At 31.7% G+C, this 15,406-nt stretch carries 11 protein-coding genes; 9 read left to right on the top strand and 2 right to left on the bottom strand.

Going from position 1 to position 15,406, the window contains the following annotated elements; genetic code table 11:
• Positions 1–26: 26 nt before the first annotated feature.
• The 4 genes from ACTTBL_RS02635 to ACTTBL_RS02650 are packed head-to-tail and all read left to right on the top strand — an operon-like array spanning position 27 to position 5,663.
• The gene (locus tag ACTTBL_RS02635; protein WP_440643485.1) at positions 27–1,058 is read left to right on the top strand and encodes a quaternary amine ABC transporter ATP-binding protein; all 1,032 of its coding nucleotides are present in this window, start codon (positions 27–29) and stop codon (positions 1,056–1,058) included.
• Positions 1,059–1,061: 3 nt separating this feature from the next.
• Positions 1,062–3,215 carry an ABC transporter permease gene (locus ACTTBL_RS02640; RefSeq protein ID WP_440643486.1) on the top strand — a complete coding sequence of 718 codons (2,154 nt, stop codon included), beginning with the start codon at positions 1,062–1,064 and terminating at the stop codon, positions 3,213–3,215.
• A 4-nt stretch (positions 3,216–3,219) separates the two neighbouring features.
• On the top strand, positions 3,220–4,698 hold the full coding sequence (gene glpK, locus ACTTBL_RS02645; RefSeq protein WP_440643487.1) for a glycerol kinase GlpK: 1,479 nt from the start codon (positions 3,220–3,222) through the stop codon (positions 4,696–4,698).
• Between the two features lie 8 nt (positions 4,699–4,706).
• Positions 4,707–5,663, top strand: coding sequence for a glycerol-3-phosphate dehydrogenase (locus ACTTBL_RS02650; RefSeq protein WP_440643488.1), 957 nt, complete (start codon positions 4,707–4,709; stop codon positions 5,661–5,663).
• 4 nt (positions 5,664–5,667) lie between these two features.
• On the opposite strand, the gene ACTTBL_RS02655 is transcribed toward ACTTBL_RS02650, so the two are convergent.
• Complete coding sequence (locus ACTTBL_RS02655; RefSeq protein ID WP_440643489.1) at positions 5,668–6,999, bottom strand: NAD(P)-binding domain-containing protein; 1,332 nt, start codon at positions 6,997–6,999, stop codon at positions 5,668–5,670.
• Positions 7,000–7,076: 77 nt separating this feature from the next.
• On the opposite strand from ACTTBL_RS02655, the gene ACTTBL_RS02660 reads away from it, so the two are divergent.
• Positions 7,077–8,234 (top strand): iron-containing alcohol dehydrogenase, encoded by a 1,158-nt coding sequence (locus tag ACTTBL_RS02660; RefSeq protein ID WP_440643490.1) that lies wholly within the window; start codon positions 7,077–7,079, stop codon positions 8,232–8,234.
• The gene (locus ACTTBL_RS02665) at positions 8,234–9,022 is read left to right on the top strand and encodes a type 1 glutamine amidotransferase (protein WP_440643491.1); all 789 of its coding nucleotides are present in this window, start codon (positions 8,234–8,236) and stop codon (positions 9,020–9,022) included. Before ACTTBL_RS02660 ends, ACTTBL_RS02665 begins: the two co-directional genes overlap by 1 nt.
• On the opposite strand, the gene ACTTBL_RS02670 is transcribed toward ACTTBL_RS02665, so the two are convergent.
• Entirely contained in the window at positions 9,014–10,699 is a 1,686-nt protein-coding gene (locus tag ACTTBL_RS02670; RefSeq protein WP_440643492.1) for a formate--tetrahydrofolate ligase, read from the bottom strand. The two genes, ACTTBL_RS02665 and ACTTBL_RS02670, sit on opposite strands and share 9 nt — an antisense overlap.
• 128 nt (positions 10,700–10,827) lie before the next feature.
• Here ACTTBL_RS02670 and ACTTBL_RS02675 point away from each other — a divergent pair, with 128 nt between their 5' ends.
• Genes ACTTBL_RS02675 through ACTTBL_RS02685 form a run of 3 tightly spaced genes read left to right on the top strand, consistent with a single transcriptional unit; the run spans position 10,828 to position 15,350 of the window.
• Positions 10,828–12,084: a sarcosine oxidase subunit beta family protein gene (locus tag ACTTBL_RS02675; protein WP_440643493.1), complete on the top strand. Its 1,257-nt coding sequence runs from the start codon at positions 10,828–10,830 to the stop codon at positions 12,082–12,084.
• The gene (locus ACTTBL_RS02680) at positions 12,085–12,354 is read left to right on the top strand and encodes a sarcosine oxidase subunit delta (RefSeq protein ID WP_023854156.1); all 270 of its coding nucleotides are present in this window, start codon (positions 12,085–12,087) and stop codon (positions 12,352–12,354) included. It abuts the gene before it with no gap.
• Entirely contained in the window at positions 12,354–15,350 is a 2,997-nt protein-coding gene (locus tag ACTTBL_RS02685) for a sarcosine oxidase subunit alpha family protein (RefSeq protein WP_440643494.1), read from the top strand. The genes ACTTBL_RS02680 and ACTTBL_RS02685 overlap by 1 nt, the downstream gene beginning before the upstream one ends.
• Positions 15,351–15,406 lie beyond the last annotated feature (56 nt).

The raw sequence follows: 15,406 nt of genomic DNA on the forward strand, positions 1-15,406 counted from the left end.
AATTTAAGATAACTTTAAAAATATTTATGTCTGAAACTGTAATCAAATGTGAATCGGTTTACAAAATTTTTGGAGAAAATGCCAAAAAGATGCTTGAGGAGTCTAATGGCAATGTAGATGCAAAAACCTTTCAGGAAAGAGGATGTATTGTTGGAGTAAATAATGCTTCTTTTGAAGTTGCAAAAGGAGAAATATTAGTAGTAATGGGTTTGTCTGGTTCAGGTAAATCAACACTTCTTAGATGTATTTCAAGATTAACGGATGCTACCGGTGGAAAAATTTTTATCGAAGGTCAAGATTTATTAGAATTAAATAATAAAGAGCTTATTGAGCTTAGAAGAAATAAAATGGGAATGGTTTTTCAAAGCTTTGCTTTGTTACCTCATAAAACAGTTGTTGAAAATATTGCTTTTCCGCTTCAAATAAAAGGCACTAATACTGAAGAGAGTATTAGTAGAGCAATGGAAATGGTAAAACTAGTTGGACTAGATGGAAGAGAGAATTATTTTCCAAGAGAACTTTCAGGTGGACAACAACAGAGGGTAGGAATCGCAAGGTCATTAGCAGTAGAGCCTGATATATGGTTTTTAGATGAACCTTTTTCTGCATTAGATCCATTGATTAGGAAAGAAATGCAAGATGAGTTTTTAAGACTTCAGGAAAAATTACAGAAAACCATCATGTTCATCACTCATGATTTTGATGAGGCATTAAAGTTAGCTGATCGAATAGCAATTATGAAAGATGGTATAATTGAACAATTAGATACACCGGCCAATATCGTGCTAAATCCAGCAACTGAATATGTAAGAAAGTTTACTGAAGAAGTACCGAGAGAGAAGGTTTTGATTATTGAGGATGTAATGGATACTTCAAGTAAAGACAATTTAGGAGATTTAAAAGTATCAAAAGATGAAATTATAGAAAATGTTGCAGAAAAAATACTTACTCAAGAAAAATTAGTAGGAGTAGTTGACTCAAATAATAATATTGTAGGATCAATTAAACCTTCAAAAATAATAGATACAGTTTTTGGAGGACGAAAAAACGGTAGTTAAAATATGGAGTATTTAAAAAAATATCCAAAATTATTTCAATGGTTATTTTTATTAATTGTATTTTTTGCTTTATGTTTTGCAATTGATGTTCCTGAAACTTATAAATTTATAAGAGGCCAGGCTGAATTTGTTAAAGATCCAAACCAAAGTGTTTACTTTTTTCTAGGTAAAGAGGTTAGGTATTATGCCTTTGATGTATTTTGGAGATTGCCACCACTTCTAGGATGGCTACCTATTTGGATAAACGACTCTTTATTTTTTTTAATGAATGAATGGATGCCAATGGAGTTTTGGAACGAAGATACTCAAGAATTTAAAACTCGACCATTATTATTAGAGATAAGTAGAAATTTAACTTCATTTATGACTTTTTTAATTGAATTAATTAGGGAGATTTTACTTGGAGGTTTAGAAACTATTGTTGCATTTACAAGTTGGGATTTTATTGATGCTTATCCATGGTTAGAGTTGCCAGGTTTACCTTGGACCATTGTTGCAGCTGGAGCAGCTATACTTTCTTATAAATTAAGTGGAAAAGGATTGGCTTTGTTTGCAGGTTTAACAATGATCTATATTTCTATATTTGGTCAATGGAAACCATCAATGCAAACGCTTTCTTTTATACTTGTTGCAGCTCCACTTTCATTTATTTTTGGTTTAGGCCTAGGTATTGCAGCTTACAAAAGTAAACGTGTTGAAAAAGCATTGTACCCAATTCTTCTAGTAATGCAGACTATGCCACAATACGCTGTATTAGTTCCTGCACTTGTTTTATTTGGAGTAGGTGATCACGCTGCTGTAATTATTACTATGGTTGTTGCAGTTCCACCAATGATATTATTAACAATATTAGGTTTAAGAGCTATACCACCAGAAGTTATTGAAGCTGGAAGAATGAGTGGTTGTACCAATTGGCAATTAATGTTCAAGGTACTAATTCCAACAGCAAGAAGAGATATTTTAATTGGAGTTAACCAAGTTATTATGGTTTGTTTTTCAATGGCAGTTATATCTGCGTTCATCGGCGCAAAAGGATTAGGATTTAATTTGTTGTTAGCACTTAATCAACTCAATATAGGCTTGGCACTAGAGGCTGGTTTATGTATTAGTTTAATTGCAATTTTACTTGATAAAATGTCTTTGGCATGGGCAAATCAGCAACAAGATTATTTTGGTAATCTGACATTTTTCCAAAGAAATAAAAATGTAATATTTTTTGCAGCTTCATTCGTAATTGGAATAATTCTTGCATATGTTGGGACTTTTATTTTCAAAGGTAGTTTTAATTACTTGTTTGAAATTCCTCATAATAAAGGAATATCAACAGCAGATTTTTGGAACAAAGGAGTTGATTGGATTTTTGATACTTTCTTCGTGTATATTAAAGCATTCAATACATGGTTAATTCAAGATGTGCTTCAGCCGATGAGAGCTTTGTATTTAAGAATGCCTGCAGTTGCTACATTGGTACTAGCAGTTGGTGCAGGATATTTAATAGGAGGAATTCGATCAGCATTAGTTGTTGCTGCTTTGACTTTATTTATAGCATTAAGCCCTTGGTGGGATAGAGCGCTAGTTACATTATATATGGCAACTTTTGGAGTAGTTATTTCTTGTTTAATAGGATTTACAGTTGGAACATTATGTTTTCAAAACAAAAAATCTGCAGCGTTTATGCTAGGTGTTTGCGATATATTTCAAACATTCCCATCATTTGTATATCTAATTCCTGTAATGATGCTTTTTGGAATAACAGATACATCTGTTTTAATTGCTGTAATTGTCTACGCAACAATTCCTGCAACAAGATATACAATAGAAGGACTTAGAAGTGTTCCTGTTGGCTTACATGAAGCTGCAACAATGTCAGGTGTAAATAAATTTCAAAGATTAACAAAAATTGAGTTTCCATTAGCATTTCCACACATGATGCTTGGTTTAAATCAAACAATAGTTTTTGCTTTATTTATGGTGATAATTGGAGCCTTCATTGGAACAGAAGATCTTGGTCAATACATTTTAAAAGCACTATCAGATAAAAATGGTGCTGGAATTGGTTTAACACTTGGTATCTGTGTTGCGTTTATAGGATTAATTTTTGATAACTTGATTAGAACTTGGGTTGGAAAAAGAAAAAAACATCTTGGCATAGCTTAGTATTTTGAAAAAATTTATTGTCTCTATTGATCAAGGAACAACCTCGTCAAGAGTTGTTTTGTTTGACACTAAAGGGAACATTAAATTGATTTCACAATATGAATTTAAACAATACTTTCCTAGAAATGGCTGGGTAGAGCATAATCCAAATGAAATTTGGTCGACAACACTTAAAGCATTAAAGCAAGTAATCAAAAAAGCTAAAAGTTTAAAAGGTCATATACTTACTATTGGAATTACAAACCAAAGAGAAACTACAATTTTGTGGAATAAAAAAACTGGAAAACCTGTTTATAATGCAATCGTCTGGCAAGATAGAAGAACTCAGGAATATTGTAAATCTCTAAAGAATAAAAATTATGAAAATACTTTTAGAAAAAAAACAGGGTTATTTATAGATCCTTATTTTTCTGCCACTAAAATAAAATGGATTTTAGATAATATAAAAGTTTCAAAAAAGTTATTAAAAACTAATAATTTATTGTTTGGTACAGTAGATACCTTCTTAATCTGGAAACTAACCAAAGGTAAACAGCATTTAACCGAAGCTACCAATGCAAGTAGAACCATGTTGTTTAATATCAATAATAATAAATGGGATAATGAAATTTTACAGAAATTAAAAATTCCAAGGAGCATCTTGCCAGAGGTAAAAAATTCTGCAGATAATTTTGGAAAAACAGACAAGAGAGTTGTAGGAAAAGAAATACCCATTTCAGCTGTTTTAGGAGATCAACAAGCAGCCGCTGTAGGACAAGCTTGTTTTGAAAAAGGATCTATAAAAAGTACTTATGGTACTGGTGCATTTATAATAATGAACACTGGATCAAAAAAAATTAATTCAAAAAATAAGTTATTAACGACAATTTGTTATCGATTGAACAATAAGACCACGTATGCCCTTGAAGGATCTATTTTCATAGCAGGAGCAGGCGTACAATGGTTAAGAGATAAAATTAAACTAATTAATAATGCTTATGAAACTGAAAAAATAGCTAAATCAACAAAAAGCAATAATGAAGTTTATGTTGTCCCAGCTTTTAGTGGAATAGGCGCACCTTATTGGAGACCTGATGCTAGAGGTTTAATAACAGGACTTACAAGAGATAGTGATTGGAAAACTTTAGTTAGAGCAACTGTCGAGTCAGTTGCTTATCAAAGTTATGATTTATTTTATTCAATGAATAAAGATGGTTTAAAGCCCAGGATAGTAAAGATTGATGGGGGCATGGTAGCTAATAATTGGTTCTCACAATTTTTGGCAGATGTAATTGATTTAAAAGTAATTCGACCTAAAGTCTTAGAAACTACCGCGCTAGGAGCTGCGCTGTTTGCAGGATATCAAGTAGGAGAATTCAAATCATTAAATCAAATTAAAAATACATGGAAAAAAGATAAAGCTTTTAAGCCAAAAATTAATAAAAAGCTGAGAAATCATATATTGCATGGTTGGAAGCAAGCAATTAAAAAAACCTTAGCATAAAGATAAAAATGAAAAAAATATTAATTGTTGGCGCTGGAGCTATGGGAGCTGCTTTCTCAATACCATTGTTAGATAATGGTCACTCAGTTGTGTTAACAGAGCCATACAACTTTAAATTATTAAAAAAATTAAACTCAAAAAAAAAATATCACCCATCATTAAATATAAATTTACCAAAAAAATTAAAAATAAATAAATTTTCAAGTGAAATTTTAAATCGCAACTGGGAGCTAATTGTAATAGCTGTGAGCTCTATTGGAATAGACTTGATTGGAAAAAATCTATCAAAAATTAAAAATAAACCACCTATTTTGGTATTAACAAAAGGTCTTAAATTAGATGGTAGAAATTTAATTTCAATGTCTAGCTTATTAAGAAAATATAATAAAAATTTAAATATCTCAGTTTTGAAAGGCCCATGTTTAGCAAAAGAATTAGCTAAAAAAGTTAAAAGCTTCACTGTTGTTGCAAATAAAAATATAAATACTGCAAAAAAAATAGGAAAATTAATTTCAACAAATTATTATCAAACTGAATTTAGTAGAGATGTTAATGGGGTTGAGTTTTTATCTGCAATAAAAAATATTTATTCTATGATAATTGGAGCTGGGCAATGGCACAATACATCATCAGCTTTGTTCAGAAAATCAATTGATGAAATGAAATATCTTGCAAATTATTTTAAAGGAAAAAAGGAAACTGTTTATGGTCTGGCAGGTTTAGGAGATTTATACGTAAGTGCAATGGGAGGAAGAAATAGTAAAATGGGAGAATATCTAGGTAAAGGCTATACTTTTACCCAAGCAAAGAAAAAGTTTATGAAAAACGATACAGTAGAAGGTGCTGATTTAGCAATAGAAATTGCTCCTTTTGTATTTAAAAAAATTATTAAAAGAAAAATCCCTTTAATGATTTCTTTATTAGAGGCAATTGTTAAAAATAAAAAATTAAAAATTAAATATTAATTTTTTATTTATTTAAAAAAGTTTCCATAGAGTCGTCCATCGCTTTTTCCCAAGGTGTATGATGAATTGGCGCAACTGATCCAGTCACTGGAGAGGAAAACGATTTATTTCTATAAGTTAGAATATCCTCTACTTTATGGTGTTCCCATTCTTTGAAATGTTTTCTAATTAATTCAAAATCAATTTTAGGATAATCAGACATATCATGAAGTTCTTTGGTATATTCTGTTTGAAAATCTATCATTTGATCAGGATTTTCTAATTTTTCCTCCATTGAAACCCACTTATTAATGTCTTTATCTATCTCGTCGTCACTAGGCATTTTGATTTTTCCCATGATCACATCTCTCGCATACCATCCCTGACAGTCAAACATGTTAAATGTATGAAACTGGTCCTGCATACCTAAGTATAAAAGTTTATGATTATCTTGCCACACAACTCCTTTGTAAAGTTTTGGTGGATATAATCTGTTATGAGTTTTTAATTTTAAACTTTCATCTAAAAATGGGAAATGATGAAGATATCCAGTACATAAGATCACTACATCGGCATTTTGTTCTGTTCCGTCTTTAAATATAGCTTTTTTTCCATCTAACCTATCTAAGTAATGAACTTCTTTCATGCCTTTCGGCCATTTAAAGCCCATTGGGTTATGCCTGTAACCAATTGTTACACTTTTAGCACCATATTTATTACATTGCAGTGCTACATCTTCAGCTGAATAGCTGCTTCCCAAAACAATCACATCTTTTCCTCTGAACTCTTCTGCATCTCTAAAATCATGTGAGTGCATTATTCTTCCTGGGAAAGAATTCATTCCTTCGTACTCAGGAATAAAAGGTACAGAAAAATGACCTGAAGAGACTACCACATAATCAAATGTATCATTTAAAACTTTATTATTTACTTTGTCCTGGTAGCTAATTTCAAACTTATCATTTTTAAAAACAGTATTTGTAACTCTTGTATTAAATTTAATCTTACTTTTTATATTTCCTTTACTTACTCTTCCCAGAATATAATCTTGCAAAACTTCTCTAGGAGGAAAAGAGGGAATTGGTTTTCCAAAATGTTCATCAAAAGAATAATCAGCAAATTCCAAACATTCTTTAGGTCCATTAGACCATAAGTATCTGTACATACTGTTAGGTACTGGATCTCCGTATTGATCTGAACCAGTTCTCCAGTTGTAGTTCCATAAACCACCCCAACTTTCTTGTTTTTCAAAGCAAACTATTTCAGGAATTTTTTCTCCTTTATTTTCTAAATGTTCAAATGCTCTTAAAATTGAAAGTCCACATGGACCAGCACCAATGATTGCTACTTTTGACATAGAATTTTTCCTATCATTAATAAATTTATAAATATATCTTACTAACAATTTTTAAAAAAATAAAATTATATTTTGTTATGGGTATTAATTGGAATTATCCTACCACTATGTGGATAGGAGAAAATAGAATTGAAGATTTATCCTTAGCTTGTAAAGAGTTGAATATTTCAAATCCATTATTCGTAACAGACAAGGATTTAATCAGCTTAGATTTGATAAAAAATATAATATTAAGATTAAAAAAAAGTTTTAAAAATTTAGCAATTTTTTCTAATTTTACGGGAAATCCAATTGGAGAAAATGTAGAAGAAGGTGTCGAAGTTTATAATACCTTGGACTGTGATGGTGTAATTGCTTTAGGAGGCGGAAGTGGTTTAGATGTTGGAAAAGCTATAGCATTCATGTGCAATCAATCTCGACCGTTATGGGATTTTGAAGATATTGATGATTACTGGACAAGAGCTGATAGTTCAAAAATTTCAAAAATTATTGCAGTTCCAACCACTGCTGGGACTGGATCCGAAACTGGTAGAGCATCCGCAATCATAAATAAAGAAACAGGTACAAAAAAAATTATTTTTCACCCAAAAATGTTACCTTCGATTGTTATTTTAGATCCTTTACTTACACTAGATTTATCTCCAAGATTAACAGCAGCAACAGGAATGGATGCACTTGCACATAATTTAGAAGCATTTTGTGCACCAGGATATCATCCAATGGCTGATGGTATGGCAATAGAAGGAATGAAATTAATTAAAAATTCATTAATTAAAGCCTTTAAAAATGGAAAAGATGTTAAGGCTAGAATGGATTTACTTTCAGCAGCTTCAATGGGCTCGACTGCATTTCAGAAAGGACTGGGAGCAATTCACTCTTTAAGCCACCCAGTAAACGGTAAATTTAATGTTCACCACGGCTTATCAAATGCAATATTTATGCCTTATGTTTTGACATTTAATAAACACTCAATTGAAAATAAAATAATATCAATTTGTGATTATCTTAATTTAAATAAAAATTTTGATAGTTTTATAAATTGGATTTTGGAATTAAGACAAAATTTAAACATTCCACACAAATTATCAGATGTGATGGACTGTAATAATGTTGATTTAGATGAACTTTCCTTAATGGCATTTGAAGATCCATCTACAGGAGGAAATCCCAAAAAATTAAGTCAAATTGATCTAAAAGAAATGTATATAAAAAGTATTTCTGGAGAATTATTTTAATGAAAAAAATATTGATAGTAGAAGGAAACTTACGAGAAGAAAATCAAAGTTTTTCTGAGGCTGGAATTCAAACACATACAGAAAGCCTTAAAGATAGTTTAGCGTTTTTTACAGATAAATTAGAAACCCACGTGGTCAATCCTTCTTCAGATGAAAATATCGATAAAAATATTGATGCACTTGAAAGCTACGATGGTCTTATTTGGGGAGGAAGTAGTTTGAACATCTATAACAATACTCCAGAAATAAAAAGACAAATTGATTTTATGAAAGAGTGTCAGAAAAAAATAAAAAAAATTCTAGCAATTTGTTGGGGCATGCAAGTAGCTGTGACTGCAGCAGGAGGGGAGGTAAGAAAAGCGACAAAAGGATCTCATAGAGGCATTGCCTCAAATATAGAAATTAATGAAAATGGTTTAAATCATCCACTTTATAAAAATAAAGATCGAAAATTTAACACACCAGCATTTAATTTTGATGAAGTCGTAACAATACCAGAAGATTCAATTTTATTAGCCTCAAACTCAATAAATAACGTTCAAGGAATAAATTTCAAAGTTGGTAACTGTAATATATGGGGACTTCAATATCACCCTGAGATTACTTATAATAAAATGATCAATTTGATTATTTTCAGAAAAAAGAGACTTTTAGAAAAAGGTGCTTTTAAAGATGAGGATGAAATCAATAATCATATTAAATATATAGAAACTGAGAATAATAAATTAGATAAAGTTTCTAGAATGAGAGAATTGGAGAACTGGTTAGACTATCTAAATTTAGAATAAACCTTCTATTTCACCTTTTTTATTTAACTTAATCGAGTCTGCTGCTGGAACTTTTGGAAGACCAGGCATTGTCATTATCGCTCCACAAATAACAACTATAAATTCAGCACCCGATGATAGTCTTACTTCCCTTATTGGAAGAGCATGGCCAGATGGAGCACCTTTTAAATTAGGATCAGTTGAAAAACTATATTGAGTTTTTGCAACACAGATTGGTAAGTCACCGTATCCAGCTGCTTCAAAGCTTTTTAGTTGTTCTCTTATTTTATTGTCAGCAATTACTTCATCAGCTCTATAAATTTCTTTTGCTATTGTCTCAATTTTTTTGAACAATGGTATTTTACTTTCGTATAAGAATTTAAATTTTGCCTCATCTTTTTCACATAATTTAGCAACATGAGCTGCTAAATCTTTTGTTCCTTCACCACCATTTGCCCAATGAGTACAAAGACTTGCTTTAACTCCTAAATCATTACAAAAATCTATTAGTGCTTTTACTTCACTATCTGTATCTTTAATAAAATGATTAACAGCAACTGCAACTGGTAAACCAAATTTTTTAACATTTTCAATATGCCTCTCAAGGTTAACCAATCCTTTTTTAAGTGCATCTACATTTTCGTTTTTTAAATCTTCTTTTGCAACCCCACCATGCATTTTTAATGCTCTGATTGTTGCAACGATTACTACACAACTAGGTTTTAAATTTGATTTTCTGCATTTAATATCTAAAAATTTTTCAGCACCCAGATCAGCACCAAACCCTGCCTCTGTTACAACGTAATCTGCAAGTTTTAATCCAGTTTTTGTTGCAATAACTGAGTTACATCCATGAGCGATATTTGCAAAAGGACCTCCATGTATAATTGCAGGATTGTTTTCTAATGTTTGTGTTACGTTAGGTCTAATAGCTTCTTTAAGAAGAACTGTCATAGGTCCTTGAGCATTTAAATCTTTTGCATAAACTGGTTTTTTATCTCGGTTATATCCAATTGTAATATTCCCAATTCTTTTCTCTAAATCTTCTAGATCATTTGATAAACAAAAGATTGCCATTATCTCAGACGCAACAGTAATATCAAAACCATCTTCTCTTGGAAATCCATTGGCAACACCACCTAAATTAATGTTTATTGATCTTAAAGATCTATCGTTCATATCCATGACTCTTTTCCAAACAATTCTTCTAACGTCTATGTCTAATTTATTTCCCCAATAAATATGATTATCAATTAATGCAGATAACAAATTGTGAGCTGATGTGATTGCATGAAAATCACCTGTGAAATGTAAATTTATTTGTTCCATAGGAACAACTTGAGCATATCCTCCGCCAGCTGCACCACCTTTCATTCCAAAAGAGGGACCAAGACTTGGTTCTCTTAAACAAACAATAGATTTTTTTCCAATTTTATTTAATCCATCATTCAATCCAACAGAAGTAGTTGTTTTACCTTCACCAGCTGGAGTTGGAGTGATTGCAGTTACTAAAATTAATTTTCCATCTGGTTTATCTTTAAGAGTGTCTAAATATTCCAAATTTATTTTTGCGATGTGTCTTCCCATTGGGCTGAAAGCTGCACTCTCATCAGGAACATTTATCTTTGCTAAAATATCATTAATTGGTTGCATTTTAGCTTCTCTAGCTATCTGAATATCTGACTTTACATCGCTCATGAATAATCCTTTAAATTAAAAACATTTACCTGTGACTTCTTATCCTTTTTTGAGATATTTGGAAACTTCTAAAAAATATATATAAAAAAAATAAGCACTATTTATATTCTTTGTTATAAAATTATTTGATGCAGAAGTATTCAATATTTAACTTGGTTAAAAATGCTTTTTCTAATCATCAAAATTGGGATTTAGCCTGGAAAGATCCAACACCTAAGGAAGAATACGATGTTGTAATTATAGGTGGTGGTGGTCATGGATTAGCTACCGCATATTACCTCGCTAAAGAGCACAACATTACAAAAGTTGCAATAATCGAGAAAGGTTGGATTGGAGGAGGAAATGTAGGACGTAACACTACAATTATTAGATCCAATTATATGCATGATGAAAATGGATTGTTTAGTGAGTTTGGAATGAATTTATGGAGAAAGATGAGTCAGGATTTGAACTACAATGTAATGTTTTCTCCAAGAGGAATAATTAACCTTGCGCACTCTGATGCACAAATGAATGCATACGCGAGAAGAGGAAATTCGATGAGGTTAAATGGAATTGATGCAGTTCTTTTAAATAGAGAACAAGTTAAAGAAATTATTCCAATGGCTGACTTTTCTGACAATGTTAGATTTCCAATTTTTGGTGGTTTGATGCAACCAAGTGCAGGCACAGCAAGACACGATGCTGTTGCATGGGGTTATGCACGACAAGCGGACTCTATGGGTGTAGATATAATTCAAAATTGTGAAGTGATTGGTTTTGATGTTAACGCAGGTAAAATAAAAGGAATAAGAACTTCAAGGGGAAATATTAAAGCAAAAAAAGTTGGTATTTGTGTTGCCGGTAGCACAAATATATTAGCTGAAAAATTAAATATGACTTTACCAATTGAAACACATTTACTTCAAGCTTGTGTTTCTGAACCAGTTAAACCAGTTTTAGATAAAGTAGTTACATTTGGTGCTGGTCATTTTTATGTAAGTCAATCAGATAAAGGTGAGATGGTAATGGGAGGTGATCTCGACGGGTATAATAGTTATGCTCAAAGAGGAAATTTACCAACATTACAACACGTTTTAACTGAAGGAATAGCGATGATGCCCTTTTTAAGTAAATTAAAAATGTTGAGAACTTGGGGCGGTATAATGGATATGTCGATGGATGGTTCACCAATTATTGATAAAACACACATTGAAGGATTGTATTTAAATTGTGGATGGTGCTATGGAGGATTTAAAGCCACACCTGCATCAGGATGGACATTTGCACACACAATTGCACAAGATAGAGTTCACGAATTAAATGCTGGTTATAGTTTAAATAGATTTAGTACTGGCCATCTTATTGATGAAAAGGGACTTGGAACAAAAACCTGGATATCGTAAATGCTTTATATAAATTGCCCGCACTGTGGAATGAGGTCTCAAAATGAATTTTCGTATGGTGGTGATGCAAGCGTTAAAAGACCAGAACTTAATAAAGAAGTTTCTGATCAAGAATGGGATAATTTTGTTTACAATAGAAAAAGTTTAAGAGGAAAGCATTTAGAGCTATGGCAACATATTTCTGGATGTAGACAATGGATAAAGGTTGAGAGAGATACAGCAACTCATGAAATTTTCAGAACCTTTAAAGCTGATGAGGAAGTTGCTTAATGACTCAAGCTTTTAGAATTGAAAATGGCGGGTTAATAAATAGAGATAAAAAACTATCTTTTAAATTTAATGGAAAAACTTACTTTGGTTATGAAGGTGATACATTAGCTTCAGCTTTATTAGCAAATGGAGTTCATTTAGTAGGAAGAAGTTTTAAATATCACAGACCCAGAGGTTTCTTTGGAGCAGGTGTAGATGAACCTTATGCGGTGGTTCAACTTTATAGAAATGGTGAAACAGAGCCAAATATAAAAGCTACAGAACAGGAGTTATTTGAGGGTTTAGAGGCTAAAAGTGTTAATTGTTGGCCAAGTGTTAATTTTGACATAGGTGCAATCAATAATTTTCTAAAAATTTTTTTACCAGCAGGTTTTTATTACAAAACTTTTATGTGGCCAAAAAGTTTTTGGTATCGAATTTATGAGCCTTTTATAAGAAAAGCAGCTGGTTTAGGTGTAGCTTCAACTAAACATGACAAAGAAAGGTATGAACATAAATATGAATATTGCGATTTATTAATTGCAGGTTCAGGACCTTCGGGATTAGCAGGTGCGTATGCTGCAGCAAAAAATGGAGCTAAAGTAATTTTAGCTGAAGATAAACCAAGATTTGGTGGATCTTTACTAACTAGTGATGTCAATATTGGAAATCAATCAGGAAAAGATTGGGCCGAGGGAATAATTGCAGAACTTAAAACAATGCCAAATGTTGTTGTAAAAAATAGATCTCAAATTTTTGGATACTATGATCACAACATGCTTGTGATGTCAGAAAAAGTTAGTGATCATTTACCATCAACTAAAAAATACCATCCTAATAAAAGACTATGGTACATTCGTGCAAAAGAAGTTTTGATTTCCTCTGGATCAATTGAAAGACCGATAGTTTTTGGAAATAATGATACGCCAGGAGTTATGCTTTCTTCAGCTGCTAAAGAATATTTAAAAGTATATGGTGTTTTAGTTGGAAGAAAACCATTGTTATTTACAAATAACGATAGTGGATATGAAACAGCAATTGAATTTAAAAAACATGGAGTAGATCCAGTTGTTTTAGACTCAAGGAAAAGCGCTGAGTCAGAAATAATTGATGAAACAAGAAATTTAGGAATTAACATTAAAAATTCATATGTTGTGGTTGCAGCACAAGGATACAAAAAAGTAAAATCTGCAGATATTGCAAGTATTTCAGATGACAAAAAACAACTTGGTAAGATAGAAAATATTCAATGTGATTGTATTTGTGTTTCAGGTTTTTGGACGCCAACTATCCATTTAGCTTCACAATCAGGAAATAAAACAAAGTTTAAAGAAGAAATTGATGCATTTGTTCCAGGACAATCAAAACAAAATGAAATCACTTTAGGTGCAGCTAATGGTGTATTTTCACTTGATGAAACGATAAAAACTTCATTTAAAGCAGGAAGTGAATTATCAAAAAAATTAACTAAAAAAGATAATGAGATAGCTATTCCAAATGTTGTTGAAAAAAAATCTTCTCAACATGATAAGTTTTGGTGTGTTCCATTACCAAAAGGTAAAAATTATAAAAGATTTTTAGATTTTCAAAATGATGTAGCGGTATCTGATGTAGAAATAGCATTAAGAGAAGGTTATCGATCAATTGAACACGTTAAAAGATATACCACTCTGGGAATGGCAACAGATCAAGGAAAAACAAGTAATTTAAATGGATTGCAATTAGTATCCGAAATTGAAAACAAAGTAGTTCCTGCAGTAGGTCATACAACTTTTAGACCTCCATATACTCCAGTTTCTATTGGAGCAATAGTAGGAAGAGAGGTTGGTAAAAATTCAAAACCAACAAGAAAATCTCCAATGCACTCATGGCATGAAAAAAATAATGCAGTTTTTGTTGATGCGGGTGTTTGGTTAAGACCAAGATATTATAAAAGAGGAAATGAAAATTTATTTGAGGCCTCTAAAAGAGAAGCAAAAAATGTGAGAACAAATGTAGGAGTTTGTGACGTAACAACTTTAGGAAAAATTGATGTCAAAGGTCCCGATGCAGCAGAGTTATTAAACAGAGTTTATACAAATGCATGGTTGAAGCTACCAGTTGGTAAAGCTAGATACGGTGTAATGTTAAGAGAAGATGGAATTGTTATGGATGACGGAACAACCACAAGAATTTCAGAAAATCATTATCATATGACCACTACTACAGCTCAAGCGGCAAACGTTCTTTCTCATTTAGAATATTATTTGCAACTAGTTTGGCCTGAATTAAATGTGAATGTAGTTTCAACTACAGAACAGTGGGCTGGAGCAGCTATCGCCGGACCTAAATCTAGAGATTTATTGCAAAATTTATTTCCAAATTCTGATGTATCAAATGAAGGTTTACCATTCATGGGCTATATGGAGGGAGATTTATTTGGTGTTAAAGCAAGAATATTTAGAATTTCGTTTTCAGGTGAGCTTGCTTATGAAGTAAATGTAGAGTCTGATTATGGAAATTATATGTGGGAAAAAATAATGGAAGTTGGTAAAGAATTTAACATTCAACCATATGGAACAGAAGCATTATCAACTCTTAGAATTGAAATGGGACATGTTGCTGGATCAGAACTTGATGGTAGAACAATTCCATACGATAACGCTTTAGAAGGTCTTGTTAGTAAAAAGAAAGATTTTATTGGAAAAAGATCATTACAACGATCTGCATTTACTGCTGAAGATAGACAAAGAGTAGTAGGGGTAGTTCCATTGGATAAAAAAACAAGTATACCTGAAGGCTCACATTTGGTTAAAGATGATAAAGCACCATTACCAAATCCAAAATTAGGTCACATCTCTGCATCATGTTGGAGTGTTGAATATGACAATCCTTTTTCTTTGGCAATTTTGAAAGATGGAAAAAACATGATTGGTGAAAAGCTTTTTGCGATGTCGCCTCTTAAAAATAAAGTAATACCGGTTGAAATAGTTTCATCACATTATGTAGACCCAAAAGGTGAAAGGGTTAGATCATGACATTAATTTCAGCTTTATCAAATGTTCATGTTAAAGGTCAATTTGGAGATCATGAG

The organism is Candidatus Pelagibacter sp. HIMB123, from assembly GCF_052048195.1.
Lineage (GTDB): Bacteria > Pseudomonadota > Alphaproteobacteria > Pelagibacterales > Pelagibacteraceae > Pelagibacter.

Coding starts and splice junctions, on each gene's coding strand:
- ACTTBL_RS02635 (WP_440643485.1), top strand. CDS start 27: ATGTCTGAAACTGTAATCAAATGTGAATCGGTTTACAAAATTTTTGGA.
- ACTTBL_RS02640 (WP_440643486.1), top strand. CDS start 1,062: ATGGAGTATTTAAAAAAATATCCAAAATTATTTCAATGGTTATTTTTA.
- ACTTBL_RS02650 (WP_440643488.1), top strand. CDS start 4,707: ATGAAAAAAATATTAATTGTTGGCGCTGGAGCTATGGGAGCTGCTTTC.
- ACTTBL_RS02655 (WP_440643489.1), bottom strand. CDS start 6,999: ATGTCAAAAGTAGCAATCATTGGTGCTGGTCCATGTGGACTTTCAATT.
- ACTTBL_RS02660 (WP_440643490.1), top strand. CDS start 7,077: ATGGGTATTAATTGGAATTATCCTACCACTATGTGGATAGGAGAAAAT.
- ACTTBL_RS02665 (WP_440643491.1), top strand. CDS start 8,234: ATGAAAAAAATATTGATAGTAGAAGGAAACTTACGAGAAGAAAATCAA.
- ACTTBL_RS02670 (WP_440643492.1), bottom strand. CDS start 10,699: ATGAGCGATGTAAAGTCAGATATTCAGATAGCTAGAGAAGCTAAAATG.
- ACTTBL_RS02675 (WP_440643493.1), top strand. CDS start 10,828: ATGCAGAAGTATTCAATATTTAACTTGGTTAAAAATGCTTTTTCTAAT.
- ACTTBL_RS02680 (WP_023854156.1), top strand. CDS start 12,085: ATGCTTTATATAAATTGCCCGCACTGTGGAATGAGGTCTCAAAATGAA.
- ACTTBL_RS02685 (WP_440643494.1), top strand. CDS start 12,354: ATGACTCAAGCTTTTAGAATTGAAAATGGCGGGTTAATAAATAGAGAT.